Raw genomic sequence first — 20366 nt, forward strand, 5'->3', positions numbered from 1 at the left:
CACTATCATTAATAGGCAGATAACGCATTTTTTGTAGTTTTGCGCCTCTCTCTTATATATTGTTAATAATGTTCTGGAAACATATAGCTTCTGCAATTCTTAAAAACAGGCTGATAATTTTTATTTGCGTTTTAGCGCTGAGTGCCTTTATGGGCTATGAAGCGTCGAAGGTAAAAATCACCTTCAATGGCGGCAAAGTGCTTCCGGTTACTGATTCGGCGTTTATCCGCTACGCCGAGTTCAAGAAAACTTTCGGGCAGGATGCTTCATCGATGGTTATTGGCATTAAATCGCCCAATATTTTTGATAAAGATGTTTTTAACGACTGGTACCAGATTGGCGAACAGTTAAAGAAAATAAAAGGGATCAAGGCTGTGATCTCGGCGGCTAATATCTACAACCTGCAAAAGGACACCCTGCAGCATAAATTTGTATTGAAGCCTTTAGTTTCCGGTCCGCTGCAAACCGCCGAGGCTGTCGACAGCGTAAAACAACAGCTTGCTTCCATGCCTTTTTACAAAGGGTTGGTAATAAGCAACGACGGACAAAGCACCCTCATGGCTATTACTTTTGATGACAAGATCATTAATACGCCGTTCCGCGTGCCCATCATTAAAAAGATCGATCAGCTTGGGCAGGCATTTGAAAACAAGCATAATATCAAAGTACATTATTCGGGTTTACCGCTTATCCGCACCGTAGTGGGCGACCTGGTAGCTCATGAATTTTCATTATTCCTAAGCCTGTCGGTTGTTATTACTGCGCTGATCCTGTTACTGTTTTTCCGTTCGGTATTCCCGGTTATTTTTCCGGTGCTGATCGTGATATTGGGTGTAATATTCAGCCTCGGCGTATTGCAAATGATGCACTACGAAATGACACTTTTAACCGGTATCATCCCTCCGCTTATTGTGGTTATCGGTATCCCCAACTGTGTATTTATCCTCAATAAGTATTTTCATGAGTACGGCATCAGCAGCAATAAAATGGCTGCTTTGGAGGTTGCCGTTGAGCGAGCAGGTATCACCACCTTTATAGCCAACGTTACTACGGCTATTGGCTTTGGTGTGTTATGCTTTACCAATAGCGAATTGCTTACCCAATTTGGTTTGATAGCCTCAATTGGTATCATGGGAACTTTTGCCTTGAGCCTTATTTTGGTTCCTATTATATTCAGTTTTCTGCCTGCACCAAAGGCAAGCCAAACCGGGATTAAAGACAGTAAACTAATGGATGGGCTGCTGGCCACTTTAGATAAGCTGGTGCATACCAAACGTAAAACCATTTATTTAACCACCGCCCTATTGGTTCTCATTGCCATTGTTGGTATGGTCAGGATTAATATCAATGGATATGTGGTTGATGACCTGCCCCAAAGCAATAACACCCTGCACGATCTTAAATTTTTCGAATCGAATTTTAACGGGGTGCTTCCTTTAGAGGTTAGTATCGATACCAAACGCAAAAACGGGGTAATGAATTTAGCAACGATCCGAAAGGTAGAGAAACTGGAAAAACTGATCTCTTCCTACCCGGAGTTTAGCCGTTCGGTATCATTGATCCAGGTTTTAAAATTCAGCACGCAGGCATTTTATGGTGGCAGCCCTGAGTATTACCGCCTGCCCGATGGGCTGGAGCAAAACTTTATCCTCAACTATGCCGGCAACTCAGGCAAAGGTACAAGCGGTTTGCTAAAAACCTATCTGGACAGTACTCACCGCGTTACCCGTGTTACCTTTGAAATGGTTGATGCCGGTTCAAAAAAAATGAATACCGTACTGGCCGAATTGCAACCACGCATCGATTCTATTTTCAATCCGAACAAGTTCCACGTTGAGCTAACCGGCTCGAGCATCATATTTATAAAGGGCACCAACTACCTGTTGAAAAACCTATATGAAAGCCTGGCCTGGGCTATTGTACTTATTGCAGGCGTAATGTGGATCCTTTTCCGGGGTATAAAAATGATTGCCATATCACTGGTACCAAACCTCATTCCTCTTATTATCACGGCAGGTATTATGGGCTTTTTTGGCATCCCGCTTAAACCGTCAACCATATTGATTTTCAGTATTGCCATGGGCATCTCGTCCGACCAGACCATTTACTTCATTACCCGTTACCGTCATGAATTACGCCACAGCAAAAAGAGCATCTCGCAAATAGTCTCAGATACCATTCGCGAAACCGGGGTCAGCATGATCTTCATTGCTACGGTGCTGTTTTTTGGGTTCGGTATTTTCGCGATATCAAATTTTGGCGGCACCGTTGCCCTGGGCGTACTATTATCTATAACCCTGCTGGTGGCTATGATCAGTAACCTGACTCTGCTGCCCGCGTTTTTGCTCTCGCTTGAAGGCGGCGTTGACCGGGATAAGATCAAAGGCCCGGATATTGATGAAGCTTAAGCCAGAGCTTTCATGGATTGGTATTGCCTGTTACCTTAATTTTACCATAAGTATAGCCAACACTGCCATCCATATTAGTACCTTCTAAAATATAGGTGTAAGTTGATGGCTTATCAGCGGTATAAAATGATATGGTTGCTTTGCCATCGGCGCCTGTTGTTACATTGGGCTCCCAATGTATGGTTGAACGCAAATCCGGAGTATGTTTATTGGTATTATCAGGTAGATAACGCGGGCGATAAAAGCGGGAGGGAACACTTAATGCTAATGGTTTATATAAATAAGCCCCGGGGGTATGCCCTATCGCGGGCCCTTTACCGCTGCGTGTGGTAATCTCAACAAAAGCTATCTGAGCTGGATTTAAAGAATGCTTCCAATCCTCAAGAATATATCTCCAGAAATACTCCCAGCTATACTTGCTCGAACTATTAACCTCAATCCCCTTAACATCTTCAGCAGTATTTGATTCAAGATAGCTCTTAATATCATTTCCATTTGGCTCGTTAAGTGACATTACCTTGATTACGCTTCCAAAGGAAATCCCGTCAACTATCAACATCATGGGTTTGTTATCTATCAAATACCACGGAATGGTAGGTGTAGGAGGTATAGGAACAAATTGAAATATCGCGCTAATTTCATCCTTTGACTTATCCTGCAAAGCAAACCTTAAATTATATTGTTTGGTTAAAGTCCCCCATTTCAGGTTTGGAACATGTTGCTCTAAAAAATTCAGCAGGCTCTTTTTACCCGCTTTCACCATGTCGCCCTCGTCAAAGGCCAAATCAGCATTGCCCGCACCATTCAAATTTTGTGAGCCTTTAACTATTTTCTTTGCTGTAATTTTTACCTCTTTTAACGCTTTCGTGTCAGCAGGCAGGTTGTCGGCCAGGTTTTGCCGTATCCGGTTATTTTTTAAACTGTTGAACAAAGTAGTGTCATTGCTTACATACCAGGGCATTGGTGTGGGGCCGGCAGATGCCAGCAGCACTGGTGGCGGCGCATCATCCATTACAATGCCAACATTAAACTTTTTAGCGGTTTTAATAAAATAAGCTGGGGTATCTGCAAGTGGGAGATTACGAAACGCGAACCTGCCATCCTTATCAGTAAGCGTATCAGTTACAACTACGGGCGATTTTGAAAACAGCTGCACTTTAGTTTGTTTAACAGGTTTGTTAAAAACGTTAATTACACGGCCCTTAACTGCTGTCTCAGTTTCGGCAGCGTAACCAGGGTTATCCTTACCATCGGGCCAGTTGTAACTTACCCAGCCCTGTGTAAGCAACAGGTTATCAAGTGCCTCTTTGGCTTGCGAATTGTTGGCGATGAGATAATAGTTGGGTTGCTCCACAAAGCCTTTCAATTCGGATGTAAGCAGCATGCGGGTAACAATATTCTCGTTGCTCAGGCTATCCTGATGTACTTGCGCGTCATCGGTAACCGCCATCGAAAAATTGCCCCTGAGTGGATTACCCAGGGCATCCTGTGCGCTAATGTGTAATGCTATACTATCGCGCAGGTTATAAGCCATTTTATCTGCGTTAATGTTTAAATGCAGGTTGTCATGCCGGTTAATGAAAATCAACCGCTCATTTAACGGCTTGTTGTTTTTATCAAGCAGCAAAAAATGAGTGATGCCGGAAGGGAAAAGCTTTTTGTTGATTTTTTGGCTAATGGATGTCCCGTTTTTAAAATCAACCATTGCACCATAACAAATAATTTCGCGGGCTTTACCAATCAGGAAATAGCTTTCACCCGACCGGGCAATTTTATCAGTTGCGGAAAGCAGGACTTTTACAGAATCTTCATTGGGGGGATTGATCACATTCAGACCGATCCCTTCCTTTTTAACATCGGGCAAGGTAAACTCACGTATTGCGCCACCCGGTAGGGTTACTTTAGCAGTATAATTTTCGCCGGTATTAACAACGGGCAGGTTAAAACTCCCCATGCCTAAATGCTCCGATTCAAAATTAGCAACAACCTGTTTTTCATGATCCAGAACTGCGCCTGAAACATTGATGCCCTTACCGTCCAAACCTATCGCTTTAAAACCAACATGTGCCGGTAAACCTGCTATCAGCTCGCCCCCTTCTGGCATAAACTGAACATCGGCATCTTGGGGGCGATTAAAGTTTAGTGGGATATTTACATGGTTACCTGCACCATCTCCGGCAACAATGCGAATATCTCCCGGTTTGGCCGGTAGCTTAAAAGTAATATCTATAAGCCCTTTTTCATCTGTTTGAATTGCTTGCCGATATAGTTGTCTCCGGCCTTTCAATACCGATAATTGAACAGGCTTACCCGCTACGTTGGCTTTATAGATATCACTCAGCAGTAGCTTAACATGTGCCTGCTCCTTGTTATCAGCCATCACACTTGAGCAGGTATAATTAGCCAGCCAATTGCAGCCTGTGTCATCGGCAACGGTAAATTGTTTACGAAAAAAACAATCCTGGCTAAAGTTTTGAAGCCATTGGGTATAGGCAATGAGCGTGTAAGTGCCGGCAGGTATATCTTTCAGGCTGATGTTGCCCCAGCTAAGCCCTTTCTCAACAGGCAATCGCTGCTTTTTTACCATTACATTGCTATCGGTAACAATGCTCACATACATGATACCGCTTTTGGCCGACAGGTTAAGTGTAGGCGCGTTAAACAGATAAGCCTTAAACCACAGGGTATCGCCAGGGGTATAAATGCTTTTATCCAGTTGAACATAGATCTTTTCGGCAGGGTTTTGGAGGGTAAGGCTATCCTGTGCCGATTTCATTTCACGCAACTGCGAAGCAGGGTCTTTTTCTTGGGCATAGCCCTCAACTCCTAAAAACAAAAAGCAGGCTAAAAATATGAGGCAGGCGATAAAACTCCGCATTACTTTTATCAAATAAATAAATACCGGTTTGGCGGAGCCGAGAATTTTCAATTTGGATATATTTAGGTTTATAATTGGGTGATATAAAGTTAATTATTATTACCAATAAATAAAAGATTGTACATTTATAATATGCCGAAAGATGAGGTTACCGATCTGCTTTTCTTTATGAGGACTTTTCCATCTGAAGTGAGGGAACGGGCCTTATGGTTGCGCGATTTTATATGGGACTTGTACCCGCAGGCCAATGAACTTATTTACGATAATTATAATGCATTGGCCGTGGGCTGGTCGCCTACCGAAAAAATGAGTCACATATTTTGCTCGTTTGCCGTATACCGGGGCATTAATTACAATACCCATTTTGGCTTTTATTGGGGCTCCGAGCTTTCCGATCCGCAAAAAATACTTATCGGCGAAGGCAAGCAGTACCGCTATTTGCTGGTGAACAATATTGAAGCTTTTCCGCAGCAGGAAATAAGAAAGTTAGTAGACGAAGCCTGGCAAAATTCACTGGCAAAAGTTAAAGATGCCAAACAACTAACACAGGGTAAAACCCTTGTAAAAATGATATCTGATAATAAGCGCGAGAAGAAACTTAAAGTCCCTAAGAAGTGACCCGCTTAAAGTTTACAAATCTGTCAAGGCTTTTACAGGCTACAACGTTCCTGGCTCTTATGTCTAAAAGTCTCGATTCTTTTCCTGCGCTTATCCCCTAAATACCTGCACTCATGTACTTTATCTTTTAACTGTATAATAGTTTTTGTTGCTTTGGTAAAACAATTCGGCAACAAGTAATTGAAACAACAGGTAACTATATCGCTTTATTGGAAATGTCAGCTCATTGGCTGGTCGGTTGCGGCGCTTTACTGGGGGTATACGGGCTACAATCAGCCAGGCTTTAACTGGTGGTTAAGCATTCTTCAATTTACTACCGATGTTGCTCTTTATATCCTCATTACTCACTTATATCGTTGCCTTGCCTTAAAATTGGGCTGGCAAAACCTGGGATTAAACAAATTATTACCACGATTGGTACTCGCTGTTTTTATATTGGGGTTGGTTTACCTGTTTGTAACTGTTTCGAAGGTTTACCTTTTCAGGGTTTGGTTTAAACCGGGGTTTTCGGAACCGTTCGGCGATTTTTTTGATTTCTATCGCGATAGCATTTTTGTGGCCGGGGTACGATTGATGTCGATCTGGCTACTGGCTTATCATCTATACCACTACGCAAAACGCGAAATCAATATAGCCCAAGAAAATGCCCGGCTGGCGGTTACTACCCGCGATGCACAGCTTAGCAATCTTTCGGCACAACTTAACCCTCATTTTTTGTTCAACTCTTTAAATAATATCAAAGCTTTAGTTATTGATGATCCCAAATCGGCAAGGCGGGCAATTGACCTGCTGGCCGACCTACTGCGGAACTCCCTTTACAGCGGCGACAAACAAATGATCTCCATAAAAGAAGAGCTGGAACTTGTTAAAGATTATCTCGAACTGGAAAAACTCCGGCTTGAAGAGCGGTTGCAGTATCACATTGAAGCGGGCGATGAGTATCATAGTATACTTATTCCCCGCTTGTGTATTCAAACGCTTGTTGAAAATGCTATAAAGCATGGCATCAGTCAGCAAAAACAAGGTGGGCTCATTCGGGTACAACTTATTAATGATCATGACAATTTGATAATATCCGTAAGTAATCCCGGCCGGTTAAATCCGACGGACGATAGCAGCGGGCTTGGCCTTAAAAACCTAACCGAACGCTTAGAATTACAATACAAAGACTTTGCCCATTTTACCCTCAGCGAAACAAATGATATAGTAACAGCAACCATTAAAATTCCTGTTTTATGACAAAGATAAGGGCCTTGATTGTTGATGATGAACGTGCTGCCAGAAATGAAATAACGCGTCTGCTTGCCGGTTACCCTGATTTTGAAATCATGGGAGAAGCCACCAATGCCGACGATGCCCTGAAAATGATAGGCGAGGAAACCCCCGACCTCCTTTTCTTAGACATCCAGATGCCCGAAAAATCAGGCTTTGATTTGCTTGAATCGTTAGATCAGGTACCACCGGTGATATTTACAACGGCTTATGACCAATATGCGGTTAAAGCTTTCGAAGTAAGTGCGCTTGATTACCTTGTAAAACCTATCCGCGAAGAAAGATTTGAAAAAGCCATAGCGCAGTCAAGGCAGCGCCTGGGTAAAACAGACCCTGCCGGACAGATCTTTGTGAAAGACCGTCAGCAATATCATTTCATTCAGTGGAGCTCTGTACACCTTATTGAATCGATGGATAATTATGCAAGGATCTTTTTGGGCGATAAAACGATGTTCCTGAAAAGCTCTCTTAACCAGTTGGAGGATAAATTGACCAGCAATATCTTTTTCAGGATCAATCGTGCGCAAATTGTTAACAGGCAATACATACAAACTATAACAACGGTGGATGGCCGTTTAAAAATAACGCTTAGTACAGGTGCTCAACTGGAGGTTTCCGAACGACAGTCTGGCAAATTCAGGCAATGGATAGCAAGTAAGTAAATCAACCAACACATATATAAACAATAAAAAATGATGAGAAAATTATTCTCCCTGCTATTGCTATGCTTTGTTTTTGGCAGCATGGCATCGGCACAAAGCAAAAAAGCTACGGGATCTTACCTTCAGGATAGCGTATTGCTAAAAACACGTGACGGCGCATTTGTTACCGTGATGGTGGCCCGCAAAAAAGGCGTAACCAAAAAGCTGCCAGCTATTTTCCAGTTTACCATTTATGCCCGACGAACAGATTCGTTAAAAATTCAGGAAGCTGCAGACAGAGGTTATGTTGGTGTATTTGCCTATACCCGCGGCAAATGGAGCAGTCCCGGTGAGCCGCTGGCTTATGAAACCGATGGCCGCGATGCATACGATGTGATTGACTGGATCAGCAAACAACCCTGGAGCGATGGCCGGGTTGGCATGTACGGTGGAAGTTATAACGGCTTTACCCAATGGGCAGCTGCCAAAAAGCTTCACCCGGCGCTTAAAACCATTGCACCATCGGCCGCGGTAGCACCAGGGCTTGATGTACCCATGACCAATAACGTGCAAATGAGCTTCGTTTTTCCGTGGACTTATTACACCAGCAACAATAAATTCCTGGATGAAAAAGATTACAACAGTCCGCAATGGAACCAGTTGTACTGGAAGTGGTATAACGCAGGGTTAGCATATCACACGCTCGACAGCCTAACCGGCAGAGGGGCCAACAACATGTTCAGGCATTGGGTAGCACACCCAACCTATGATCAATACTGGCAGAACATGATCCCTTATAAAAAAGACTTTGCAGATATCAATATACCCGTGTTAACAACCACCGGCTATTACGATGGCGGGCAAATTGGCGGCATGTATTACTATCGCGAACATCTGAAATATAATGCCAATCCTAATCATTATGTAATTATCGGGCCATACGGACATTTCGGCTCACAGGGGCATCCTGATTCGGTTTTTAACGGTTACCGCATTGATGATGCAGCGCGGATCAATATCCACGAAATTATTTATCAATGGTTTGATTATATCTTCAAATACAAACCCAAACCTGCTTTTCTGAAGGATAAATTCAACTTTGAAGTTATGGGCAGCAACGAGTGGAAACATGTGCCTTCATTAAAGCAAATGAGTAACGATACCCTGAAATTTTACCTGGATAACTCCCGGTTAAACCCTGTTAAGCCATTGAAGAAGCACTTCACCTCACAACGTGTAGATTTTGCCAACCGGGATAGTATCAGCAGTTATTATTTTTTAAATCAGCTTATTTACGACACGCTGAATACCGGCAGCAGCCTTGTTTTTAAAAGTGATCCGCTCGAAAAGCCTTTAACTATAAGCGGAGCTTTTTCGGGCGTTTTAAAAACCATCATCAATAAAAAAGATATGGACTACCACGTGGTGATGTTTGAAGAAATGCCCGACGGGAAATACTTTTACCTCACCTACTTTATGGGGAGGGCGAGTTATGCCGGCAACCCGGAGGAAAGACATTTATTAAAACCGGGACAAATGGAAAACATTCCCTTTACTAACAGCTATATCACCAGCAAGCAATTTAGCAGAAGCAGCCGTATTGTGATCCTGCTCAATATCAACAAAAGCCCTTTTGAGCAGATCAACTATGGAACGGGCAAAAATGTAAGCGATGAAACTATCAGTGATGCTAAAGTGCCGCTGCAAATAAAATGGTTTAATGATAGTTATATTAATATTCCGGTGCTCAGGTGAGGAAAGACGCAAGACGCCAGGAAACAAGGGACAGGAAGATAAAATATATCGTCACGGTGTAGAATCCAGACTTACGAAGTTTTTGAAACTTCGTAAGTCTTCACACGTCAAATTTTCTACCTCACAACAATGACGATTCGTTATGAACAAGCCTTATAACTTCTTAATCTCAATATTCCTGTACCACACATCCGCACCATGATCCTGCAGCACGATGTGGCCGGTTTTAAACGTACCGAAGTCCGGCCATTCCTTGAATTTGCTGCCTGCTACCAGTTTTTTCCAGTTATCGTCCCACAGGGTGGTTGACAGTACATGTTCGCCGTTAATGGTGAAATCAAGCTTGCTGTTGTTGCAAACAATCTCCACCTTATTCCATTCGCCGGCAGGCTTAACAACCTCTTTTGATATCGAGATCAGGTCATACAGATCTCCTGCACGGTGTTTGACGAGTTTACCGTCTTCGTTCTCCTTGTTATCAACAACCTGGCATTCGGGGCCGGTAAAATAGCTGTACTTATATTTGGTAGTATCTTCCTTAACATGAAACAGGATCCCGCTGTTGCCGCCTTTGGAAATTTTCCATTCAAGCTTCAGGTCAAAATTTTCATATTCACCATTGCTAACCATGTCGCCGCCGTTTTTGCTTTGCCAGGCGCCTTTTTGCGATGCGTCAAGATGCAGTACGCCATCTTCTGCTTTCCAGGCCAAACCCGGTGCCGGTTTACCGTATGCATGCCAGCCGTCGGTAGTTTTACCATCAAATAGTGGCTCAAATCCAGTAGTTGTGACCGCCGTTTTTTTGTTGGTATCGGCAACAACGGTGCTGTCATTATTATAGTTTTTTGGGGTGGATGAATGGCAGCCGCTTATGGCGATGGCTGTTAATGATATTAAAAATACCTTGTTCATTGGTGTTATGTTTAATTAGTAAGTTTTAAAGATTTCCCTTTTTAAATTCGCCCACCGCATAAGTAGCAGCACGGGCCGTTAAAGCCATATACAAAATTGAAGGACTTTGGTTTCCGGTAGTCGCCATACAAGCGCCATCGGTCACAAACACGTTTTTGCACAAGTGGAGTTGGTTCCATTGGTTAAGCAGCGATGTCTTTGGATCTTTCCCCATGCGCACCCCTCCCATTTCATGGATATCGAGGCCCGGCGCCTGTTTGTTTTCGTGCTTTTGAATATTGGTACAGCCGGCTTTTTCAAACATGGCAGCAGTCTGGGTTAAAAAGTCCTGGATCATGCGCTCATCATTGTCATCATATTCAACCGAAGTGATCAGCAGCGGAATGCCCCATTGGTCTTTTTTATCCGGACTTAAGCGCACATGATTACTGGCCTTGGGTATGGTTTCGCCCTGCAGGTACATGTAAGCGCTCCATCCGCCCGGTTCTGTAAGCGAATCTTTGTAAGCTCCTCCTACCTCGCCTTCGGCAGTTTCTTTTGGTCCCCGGTTACGGTACGCCCCCATAAACGTGGTGAAGCCACCTTTGTAATCGGTTTCCTGTTTATGGAGGTTACGATAGTTGGCGAGGATTAGCTCGGTTGGGTTTCGGCCGAAGTAATAGCGGTTTAAAAAGCCATCCATATCTGCTGTTACCGATGCCCGGTAATTTTGAAAAGCGATGTATTTACCCAGCAGGCCGTTGTCATTACCCAGCCCGTTCGGGAACCTTTCTGATTTTGAGTTGAGCAGGATAAGGTTAGTATTCAGTGCCGATGCATTCATAAAAATGATGCGGGCTTTATACACAAACTCCTGTTTAGTGTTGGTATCAATAACTTCTACCCCAGTAGCTTTGCCAAGCTTTTCGTCATAAATAATTGAATGCACTACCGAAAAGGGACGTATAGTGAGGTTACCCGTTTTTTTGGCCCAGGGCAGCGTTGAACTTACCGAACTAAAATAACCACCGAAGGGGCAGCCGCGCATACACAGGTTCCGTGCCATACATTTAACGCGCCCCTGATCTATGTGGATCTGCTTCGGCTCAGTAATATGCGCCCAGCGGGCATGTACCAGGTGCCTGTCGGGATAGTTTTCTTTTATCTTTTTGCTGATATGTTCCTGCACTGCGTTCATATCAAAAGGAGGCAAAAACTCGCCATCGGGCATGGCTTCAATGCCGTCTTTATTACCGCAAACGCCTATGAATTTTTCTACATGTGAGTACCATGGCGCTACATCATCGTAACTAATAGGCCATTCAATGCCGTAACCAAAACGGGCTGGGTTTTCAAACTCAAACTTGCTCCATCGCTGGCAAGCCCGCCCCCACGTAAGCGACTTACCACCAACCTGGTAACCTCGGATCCAGTCGAACGGTTTTTCCTGTATGTAGGGATGATCTTTATCTTTTACGAAGAAATGAGCATCATCTTCGCCATAACCTGCCGCGCGACTGATTAGGGGATTTTCTTTCAGGAAATCCTTCGTCATTTCGCCACGATGTTTAAACTCCCAGGGATCCATCGTTGCTGTTGGATAATCCTTGATATGCTGCACATCCCGGCCCCGTTCAAGTACCAAGGTTTTTAAGCCCTGTTCGCAAAGCTCCTTCGCTGCCCATCCTCCGCTAATACCCGAGCCTATCACTATAGCATCATAGGTAAACTGATCTTTAGCATTTTGGGGTTCTTGAGGCATAGTTACAATTGGTTATGATTAATAAACTGTTTAATTGTCAATAGGTTTTATAAAGCTGAAAGCAGAAGGCCGAAAGCTGAAAGCTTTAAATTTTTGCCTTCAGTCTTTAGCTTTAAGCCTCCAGTTGTGCGGCCGCGGCATCATCCATAAATATCTGCGCATTTTGCAGCGTTTTAAATATCGATGCCGGTACATCGTTGGTAACACATCCTTGCAATGCCTCAGCAATAATTGGTGCTTTTTTACTTCCGCTGGCTATCAGCACCGGTACGGAGGCTTCGGCCAGGTGCCTTAAGCCAAGGGTAATACCTTCGGTTAAAACAGTATCGGTAGTAAAGTATTTTTGTGCAACCTCTATAGTAATAGGTGCTAAAGGCGAATGATGCGAGTAAGAATGAAAATCGGAGCCGGGTTCATTAAGGCCGATGTGACCATTAAGCCCTACTCCAACCACCATCATATCCAATCCGCCAAGTTTATCAATATGTTTATTCATGGCCTGGCATTCGGCATCCAGGTCATCAGCAACAGCGTTAAAGAACTTTACTTTTCCGGGCGAAATATTAAGCGGCGTAAAAAAGTGCTTTTCGAGGAAATAAGTGCAGCTGCCATCATTAGTACGGTCGAGGCCAACCCATTCATCCAGTCCCACAAAGTTGGTTTGGCTAAAATCGACCCGTCCGTTATTTGCATACTGAACCAGGTAACTGAACATACCGGTTGGCGAATCACCGGAAGGGAAGCAGATCAACGCGTCCGGCTTTTGGTTAACCAGGGTAACTACCAGGTCGGCCACTGCTTTCGACATGGTATTATAATCAGGATATGTATGTAGTTTCATTTGTTATTTATTATCGAGCCAAAGATTTACAGGTTTATCAATCTTTGCAGAAAATGGCAGCTCAATTTTTTTGCCGGCACCTGCCGAGGCATAAGCTGCGTAGATAAGTTCGAGCACAGCTCTGCCGTCTTCCCCGGTTACAAGCGGGGTTTTGTTGTTCTGTACACAATCAATAAAATGTTTGAGCTCATGCGGATAACCCTGGTTAAAAGCCTCTTCAAAAATGGTGAAACTCCAGCCCTGTGTGGTATCTGATTTTTCCATGGCATAACCGTATCCGTCCCTGCTGTAAGTTACTGCCGCGTTACCCATAAATAAATCGGCGTATATAACACCGCCAAGACCGTGAATCTCACACCTGTCATCCATGCCACCATGTTTGGCCCAGCTATTTTCGGCAACGGCTGTTACACCGTTCTCAAACTCCACAATAATTACCGAATTATCCTCGCCCCTGGTACGGCCTTTATGCAGTACCGTGCTCATACTGGCATAAACGCTTTTAGGCTTGACATTGTCCAGCATCCACCTAAACCAACCTAATGCATGGCAACCCATATCCATGATCACCCCACCGCCCGAAAAATTGATATCATAAAACCAATCCGAATGCGGACCGGAATGTTTTTCGCCCTGCTTCAGCATATAGATCTCGCCAACGGCGCCCTCTTTTACCAAATGCCTTGCCCGCTCATATTTGGGTGCAAAGCACAGCTCTTCGGCATACATCAGTTTTACATTGTTGGCCTTGCATGCGGCAATCATTTCGTCGGCCTCTTCAAGCGTAACAGCAAGTGGTTTTTCAATAATTACATGCTTGCCTGCTTCCGCGGCTTTGATGGTGGCTTCGGCATGCAGATAATTTGGCAAGCAGATATCCACCACTTCGCAGCCCGATTCGGCGATGAGTTTATCAATATCATCAAACCATTGGGCTATGTGATATTTTTCGGCAAAGGCTTTGGCTTTTTCGGGCTTGCGGGCATAGCAGGCCACAACATCAGCTTCGGGAATGAAACGATGGTATGATTCCATGTGAATATCGGTGATAAAACCGGCACCCAGTATGGCTACTTTAGTTTTGTTCATAAAATGTATATATAATAAAGCGCCGATAATTGGAACAGCGCACAGGATTTACCTGGTTAAGAATACCGTTCAAGATTAACGAATAATATTTAGAAATTGAAAATTTTTGGAAGATGCTTGTTGGGGGCATGTAAGGGCTGCTGCGGTATCCAAGTTACATTGGCCCGCTCAATCGCCGCGGATTGGCTTTGTTCTTTTTCTTGATAAAAAGAACCAAAACCGAGCCGAGTGAGCTCATGAGCACCTATAAAACAAAATACTTCGCGAATAAATCAAGTCAGCAGATAGGCTTCTATGTGCGCAAGGCCTTGCCCTGCAAACCGGGCAGAACCACGGGCTGCAATTATTTTGCCCTGACTTCACCGGCTCCCGCTCCTGCAAAAACTTGCTATGCCCTTTCCTGCGCTCTTGGCCACCATTGTTCTACCCGCTTTCGTCCGAAGCTTACCTGCTGACAGAAGCGGTTTCAAATATGTTACGGGAATTTAACGAGAGCCTTTATAAATACCATCCCCAAGTTTAAAGCAACAGTTTTATCTCCTACCCTTCCATGATATGCTTTTTTATAAACTCAATGGTTGATTCGGGCAGGGCATTGCCGCTGGCCTGTGTAAGGCTGCCGTCGGGCTGCAGTTCCAGCTCGGCATTGATGTTGTTATCAATAAAAACATGCAGCTTATTTTGCTCTTTTTCAACATGGCAGGTAAGCTCACGTTCTGAGTAGTTTATCAGGAACTCATATTTCCCGTCTTTCGCGGCCGGAGTGGTGTCTTTTTGATCGATCATGGCAGTTTGTTTATTGAGATAACATACCACGATTGATGATGTTTACTTTATTGACAAATAAAACAGCTGTTTAAACATGTTTTAAAATGAGGCAGAAAAAAAAGAGATAGCCCGCCGGCTGTCTCTTTTTTAAATTTAAGTTGACTGACCTCATTATTTATCATAAAGAACTAATTGGTTAGAACGATAATAACAATTAGTCAAATATAAGCACTATAGAATTAGTAGACTAATTTTTTTGATAAAAAATGTTACTTTTTTTTCATTTTGGGTCAGTTTTTCTTAACAGATGGCGTTTTGTTAACAATACTATCCTTTTTCTGCCCATTTCCGGGTAGTTTTGGCGCAAAATTTCTGATTATCGTATCCTTTTTAAATTTTATCGCATTATTCTTCCCAGTATCAACTTTTAGGGTACTATCCGGGATGTTTTTTATTCCGGGGCTCTTCAGGCTATCCGTTTTGAGGCTTACCCCCGGCTTAGCAGTTCCTGGTTTAGCAGGAGCATTTTTCCCTGGAGATTTAGTTGTCGGTGCTTTTTTACTACGCTTTTTAATAATGTCTTCTTTTGATGCCGGACGCTCTTTAGGTTTCCACAAAAAGCCTTTCAATATCTTATCATCCTCTTTAACTTTTTCGATAGGGATATAACGGTTTTCGGGCTTGGTTAAAAAGTAAATATCCGTAGCCTGGTTCTTTTTAAAAACGGTACGGATCCGGCTGCTTAATGACCGCTGCATACCCGAAACCTTGCCGCTGTCGCGCTGAAAATAAATGGTTTCGGCATTGCCAAACGTATACATCTGGTCAAGCTTATCGTCTTTAAAATACCCCCGCATTTTCTTACCCGATACCTGGTTAAAATGCGTTGAGTCATCCTTTTCAATATTTACGATAAATGCCGAGGGGAAAAGTTCAATATTATCCAGCTTTTTATGGCGCATTTGCATATATACGGTATCCCCGCTCAATTGCGAACCCTGTGTCCAGATAATCGGGTTTACATACATGCGCATGGTAGAATCGCTGTTGCTATAAAATACCGAATCGGATTTAGCCTGCAGATCTGATTTAAAGATTTTAACGTGGTGATGGCCAATAAGCATCCGTACGCGTGCCGTATCTTTCAAATTAACCGGGTATTGTTTAAAAACCGGGTCCCGCTGCATTTGTTCACGGTATATACTATCCTGTTTTGCTTTTTTAGCGGCAGCGAGTGCGTCCTTTTTCCGTTGTAATGAATCATTTACCGGTTTAGGCTTTCCAAAAAAATCGCGATGAAAATAACTTGTATCTTTAGGCACCCTTATATAATAAGCAGTGAGGAACTTTGACGATTTTTTATCCGCTGCCAGTTTACGCTGTTTTAGTGTAGTATCACGTAAGGTCCGCTGGCGTTCCTGGTAAATTTTCTGGTTTTTATAGGTCATGATCTGCGTTTCAATGGTATCGGCAGTCATGTATATCGAATCGCGTTTGACGTGGCTGGTATCTTTTGGCGCTACAGTTGTTTTTACTGGGACAAGCTTTCCTGCTACTTTAGCAACTCCAGGCTTAATAGCATCGGCCACCCCAGCCAGGCTGCCTATGTTTTTTATATTCGCTTTATCCTTATTGTTTTTTAATACAGGAGCCGCCGCCTTCAGTGCCGAATCGATCAGCTTTTCGTTCCCTTTTTTAGCCTGCGTTGTAGCTTTTATCAAAGCATCGGCATTGGCATCTTTATTATTTTTTAAAGCACTCTGTACCAGCGTAGCCGCCATATCAACATTGGCACTATCCTTTTTGCCTATGGCAAATGGCTGCTTAATGGGCATGGTATTGGCCGGGGCCCTATGGCTGCTATCAGGCTTTATAGCATTTGCAATTTTAGTAAGATCAGTTACTTTTTTGGCCGCCGCTTTGGCATTCTTATTTGCGGCGGGTAATTGCTTAGCTGTGGTATCGGTTTTACTGGTGTCCTTTTGCTCGGAGATCAGTACCACATAAGCGTTTTCGGTAACAACGGTTTTTTCTTCGGCCCTGTAATAAGTACCCAAATCGCCTTTAATGGTTACCTTTTGTTCCTTGTCTTCAAAGGTGATGTTCTTTACCGCGCGGCCATATCCTTTTAGCTTATCGTAAAAAAGGCTGTCCCCTTTTAATGATTTGGTTCCTTGCCTGTATGAATTTTTTTTACCAAAATAAGCCTGCTCGGTAACGGTGTTATACAAACCGTTCTCGGTATACAGGGTATCCTTGTCCTTAGTACCGTAAATATTGGTTGGCCCGAAAAAATAGGCAATACGCGTACCCGTGTTATATTTGAGCGTGTCGTTTTTTATCAAAGCATCGGGTGTGGTAAGCACTACATCGTACCGAAAATAAGAGTCGCGGCTAAAAGCAAAATAATAGCCATTTTTACTGGTAAGCACATTATCCTTATTCACCAGTTTTCCGCCGCCGGTATATGTACCTATACGACTGGCGGTGTTGTAGGTAAGGTAATTGGTGGTTAGCGTGGCATCACGGTCAACCATTTTAACGTTATCGGTAAGGATGGCTGTTTTGGTGTTGCCATTATAGTTCAACTTATCTGAAAATATGTTCAGCGTATCGCCCTGGTTTATGTTTACGTTACCAAAGGCGTCAAAAGCATTATCGCTGGGATAAAAGTAAGCACTATCCGACCGGAGGATAGAGTAATCCTGCTTAAACACACCTTTATATACCTTAATCAGCTGTTTGCCGCTAGCCGTTTTTCCGCCGGTGCTTCGTTCAGATTGTATCAGGTTTACAATTGATTTTTTTTGAGCCATGGCTGTAGTTGCCATCGCCAAAAACAAAAAGCATAAAACGTATTTCCTCACAATGGCAAAATTAGTTTTTTGTTGGGGTTATTAAATTAATAATTTTGATGAATGCTGCCAGTTAATCAGTTTGTTAATTTTATTGAGCAAAACAGCTTATTTACGCCTGCTGCCAAAATACTGGCAGCTGTAAGCGGCGGCATCGATTCGGTTTTAATGGTACACCTGCTTAAAGCCGCGGGTTATGATTTTGGTATTGCCCATTGTAACTTTCAACTGCGTGGTAATGAAGCCCTGCGCGATCAGGCCTTTTGCCGTGATCTCGCCACAGCTCTTGGTGTACCTTTTCATACTGTTAATTTTGATACGGAGCAATACGCCGCAGACAACAGGGTATCCATACAAATGGCAGCCCGCGATTTGCGTTATCGGTGGTTTGATATCATCAGCCAGCAATCAGGTTATGAGGTTGTTGCGCTTGCTCACCACCAAAACGATACTATCGAAACAATATTGTTAAACCTTACACGTGGCACCGGAATTGCAGGCCTGCATGGCATTTTGCCCAAAAACGGCAAGTTGGTGCGCCCGTTGCTATTCCTCAGCCGTACAGAAATACAGACCATTGTTACAGCCGAAGGTTTAACTTTTGTGGAGGACAGCTCTAACGCATCAGCAAAATATGCCCGTAATAAGATCCGGCTTGAAGTAGTACCTAAGCTGAAGGAACTGAACCCATCGCTGGAAAAAACATTTGAAAACAACCTGTTCCATTTCCGTGACCTGGAACTATTGCTTGAACTTAAGCTTGATGAATTAAGGCAAACGTTGCCTCAGATACATAATGACCTCAAATATCTGCCCATTACCAAAGTAAAAAAACTAAACCCCAAACGGCTGCTTCTTTTTAAACTGCTGGATGAATACGGTTTTAATGAAACTACCATCGACGATCTTATTGCCTCACTTGATAAACATCCGGGCCGGGTATTTGAGTCCGGAACACATACCTTATTGCTCGACAGGGAAAACATCATTCTCAAACAAAAAACTGCGACCCACCTGTCCGAAGTTAATATCAATGCCACAGACCATGAAGCAAATTTTGGCGTTTATAAACTTAACCTGCTGCATGATGATAGTCCGCTGATTATAAAAGATAATCCGTTGGCAGTATCCATTGATGCTGATAAGTTAGTTTATCCGTTAAAAATGCGTACCTGGCACAAGGGCGATCATTTTTTCCCTTTGGGGATGAAGGGCAAAAAAAAGCTGAGCGACTTTTTTATTAATCAAAAAGTGCCGCTGCACCAAAAGGAAGAAATCCCAATCCTGGTAAACGGCAATGGCGAAATTATGTGGATTGGCGGCTATCGCCCCGACGAAAGGTATAAAGTGAGTGATAACACTAAAAAAGTTACTATCTTCGAACTGTTTAAACTAACATGAGCGATAAATCCGTTTTTACCGAAAAACAATACCTTGGCCGGGAATTTATACCGCTAACCATACGCCTGGTTTTAGCCATGTTCTGTTTTGCAGCCTACTTTTTCACCGACGAACGCGAACGCAACGGCGATTTACTGGTTGTTGTAGGTTTTGCCATCATCATTATTTCCATTATCCTGGGGTTCCTCCTGCATTTTCGCACCCGTGTGGAAAACAAAAGCGTCATGCTTGACGGCTTGTGGACAACCAAACTGGTAAAAATAGATTTGAACAGCATTGTCAAGGCTGAAAAAGGTACCTATAGCCGCTATCTTTTCAACAACCCTGTTTATAACCTGCATACCAAAGGTACCATCCGTTTTTTTACCTCAGGCAATGAAGCCATCCACCTTACTGATCGTGACGGACTGCTTTATATAATCGGCTCCAAACACCCTAATGAGTTTTTGAGGGCGATACGGGAAGAGATGAAGAAGTAAGTAATACCTCTCCCATAGTTATATAAATACAATCATTTTTTTACAGTAGATCAGATGGAAAATTTCATCTCATACGAAGGCCTTCCGATAAGTTCATGGGGAGCACACAGAATTAATGGCCGTTCTGCAGATGAAATTTACGATTCGCTATCCAAGTTTACTTCCATATTAACCAGCACCAATAAACCTCATCGTCTTATTATTGAATTTAACAGTACCATAAACAGTGATGCTTCTAAATTTAAAACTATCTGGAAACTGATCTTAGCTTGTGGCCTACCAAAGCTCTCAATAAGTGAATATTTTAGCACCAAGCAATTAAAATGGCATTGGCCTTTAAGAACCGGCAGTATCAACAAGGCCATGAAACTTCAGCAGCAATACCAGAATATTACATTTTCGGCTTTATGGTGCTTTTATTTTACCGATCCCAACTCAAAAGAAGTATTACCGGGGCAGGATTCGATCCCAGTTATAGACGTAAGATTAAAAAATTCACAAATCTATTGGAGACATGGGAAAACTTCATCAATATCGCTTTGGTTTACTTTGCCATTCAAAGAGTTTGATGATCAGGCTATCAATTATATTAAATTATTACATGCGAATTTACCTGTTAAATTATCCCGTCATCATTGGCGATTATGGCGCAATTCTAAAAATGGACTGTCGCCAAAGAAATTGACTTGCGATTTTTTGGATTAAAAA

Annotated in this window: 15 protein-coding genes; 8 read left to right on the top strand and 7 right to left on the bottom strand. The window is 43.1% G+C overall.

All coding sequences use genetic code 11. The features are described from left to right. Positions 1–68: 68 nt before the first annotated feature. On the top strand, positions 69–2408 hold the full coding sequence (locus J3L18_RS23340) for an efflux RND transporter permease subunit (RefSeq protein WP_129569556.1): 2340 nt from the start codon (positions 69–71) through the stop codon (positions 2406–2408). Between the two features lie 10 nt (positions 2409–2418). Here J3L18_RS23340 and J3L18_RS23345 read toward each other — a convergent pair whose 3' ends face one another. Next, the gene (locus J3L18_RS23345) at positions 2419–5337 is read right to left on the bottom strand and encodes a hypothetical protein (protein ID WP_129569555.1); all 2919 of its coding nucleotides are present in this window, start codon (positions 5335–5337) and stop codon (positions 2419–2421) included. Positions 5338–5418: 81 nt separating this feature from the next. On the opposite strand from J3L18_RS23345, the gene J3L18_RS23350 reads away from it, so the two are divergent. From J3L18_RS23350 to J3L18_RS23365, 4 genes are all read left to right on the top strand, one after another. Beyond that, the gene (locus tag J3L18_RS23350) at positions 5419–5904 is read left to right on the top strand and encodes a hypothetical protein (protein WP_129569554.1); all 486 of its coding nucleotides are present in this window, start codon (positions 5419–5421) and stop codon (positions 5902–5904) included. A 180-nt stretch (positions 5905–6084) separates the two neighbouring features. After that, the gene (locus tag J3L18_RS23355; RefSeq protein WP_129569553.1) at positions 6085–7143 is read left to right on the top strand and encodes a sensor histidine kinase; all 1059 of its coding nucleotides are present in this window, start codon (positions 6085–6087) and stop codon (positions 7141–7143) included. Beyond that, positions 7140–7838 (top strand): LytR/AlgR family response regulator transcription factor, encoded by a 699-nt coding sequence (locus tag J3L18_RS23360; RefSeq protein WP_129569552.1) that lies wholly within the window; start codon positions 7140–7142, stop codon positions 7836–7838. The genes J3L18_RS23355 and J3L18_RS23360 overlap by 4 nt, the downstream gene beginning before the upstream one ends. 30 nt (positions 7839–7868) lie before the next feature. Further along, positions 7869–9572: a CocE/NonD family hydrolase gene (locus J3L18_RS23365; RefSeq protein ID WP_208102396.1), complete on the top strand. Its 1704-nt coding sequence runs from the start codon at positions 7869–7871 to the stop codon at positions 9570–9572. Positions 9573–9725: 153 nt separating this feature from the next. Here J3L18_RS23365 and J3L18_RS23370 read toward each other — a convergent pair whose 3' ends face one another. From J3L18_RS23370 to J3L18_RS23395, 6 genes are all read right to left on the bottom strand, one after another. Next, entirely contained in the window at positions 9726–10484 is a 759-nt protein-coding gene (locus tag J3L18_RS23370) for a 3-keto-disaccharide hydrolase (RefSeq protein WP_129569551.1), read from the bottom strand. Positions 10485–10509: 25 nt separating this feature from the next. After that, positions 10510–12225, bottom strand: a complete 1716-nt coding sequence (locus tag J3L18_RS23375) for a GMC oxidoreductase (RefSeq protein WP_129569550.1) — start codon at positions 12223–12225, stop codon at positions 10510–10512. 112 nt (positions 12226–12337) lie between these two features. Further along, positions 12338–13066: a glucosamine-6-phosphate deaminase gene (locus tag J3L18_RS23380; protein ID WP_129569549.1), complete on the bottom strand. Its 729-nt coding sequence runs from the start codon at positions 13064–13066 to the stop codon at positions 12338–12340. A 3-nt stretch (positions 13067–13069) separates the two neighbouring features. Beyond that, a complete protein-coding gene (locus J3L18_RS23385; protein ID WP_129569548.1) occupies positions 13070–14155 on the bottom strand; it encodes a Gfo/Idh/MocA family protein in 1086 nt (361 codons plus the stop codon). A gap of 540 nt (positions 14156–14695) precedes the next feature. Continuing rightward, positions 14696–14941: a hypothetical protein gene (locus J3L18_RS23390; RefSeq protein WP_129569547.1), complete on the bottom strand. Its 246-nt coding sequence runs from the start codon at positions 14939–14941 to the stop codon at positions 14696–14698. 272 nt (positions 14942–15213) lie between these two features. Next, a complete protein-coding gene (locus J3L18_RS23395) occupies positions 15214–17790 on the bottom strand; it encodes an OstA-like protein (RefSeq protein WP_223266172.1) in 2577 nt (858 codons plus the stop codon). Between the two features lie 51 nt (positions 17791–17841). Between J3L18_RS23395 and tilS the strand changes: the two genes are divergently transcribed. Genes tilS through J3L18_RS23410 form a run of 3 tightly spaced genes read left to right on the top strand, consistent with a single transcriptional unit; the run spans position 17842 to position 20363 of the window. Next, a complete protein-coding gene (gene tilS / locus J3L18_RS23400) occupies positions 17842–19179 on the top strand; it encodes a tRNA lysidine(34) synthetase TilS (protein ID WP_129569546.1) in 1338 nt (445 codons plus the stop codon). Further along, positions 19176–19658: a hypothetical protein gene (locus tag J3L18_RS23405; RefSeq protein WP_129569545.1), complete on the top strand. Its 483-nt coding sequence runs from the start codon at positions 19176–19178 to the stop codon at positions 19656–19658. Before tilS ends, J3L18_RS23405 begins: the two co-directional genes overlap by 4 nt. A gap of 54 nt (positions 19659–19712) precedes the next feature. Continuing rightward, positions 19713–20363, top strand: coding sequence for a hypothetical protein (locus J3L18_RS23410; RefSeq protein ID WP_129569544.1), 651 nt, complete (start codon positions 19713–19715; stop codon positions 20361–20363). The last annotated feature ends 3 nt before the right edge of the window (positions 20364–20366 follow it).

This window comes from Mucilaginibacter gossypii, assembly GCF_017569325.2.
Classification (GTDB): domain Bacteria; phylum Bacteroidota; class Bacteroidia; order Sphingobacteriales; family Sphingobacteriaceae; genus Mucilaginibacter; species Mucilaginibacter gossypii.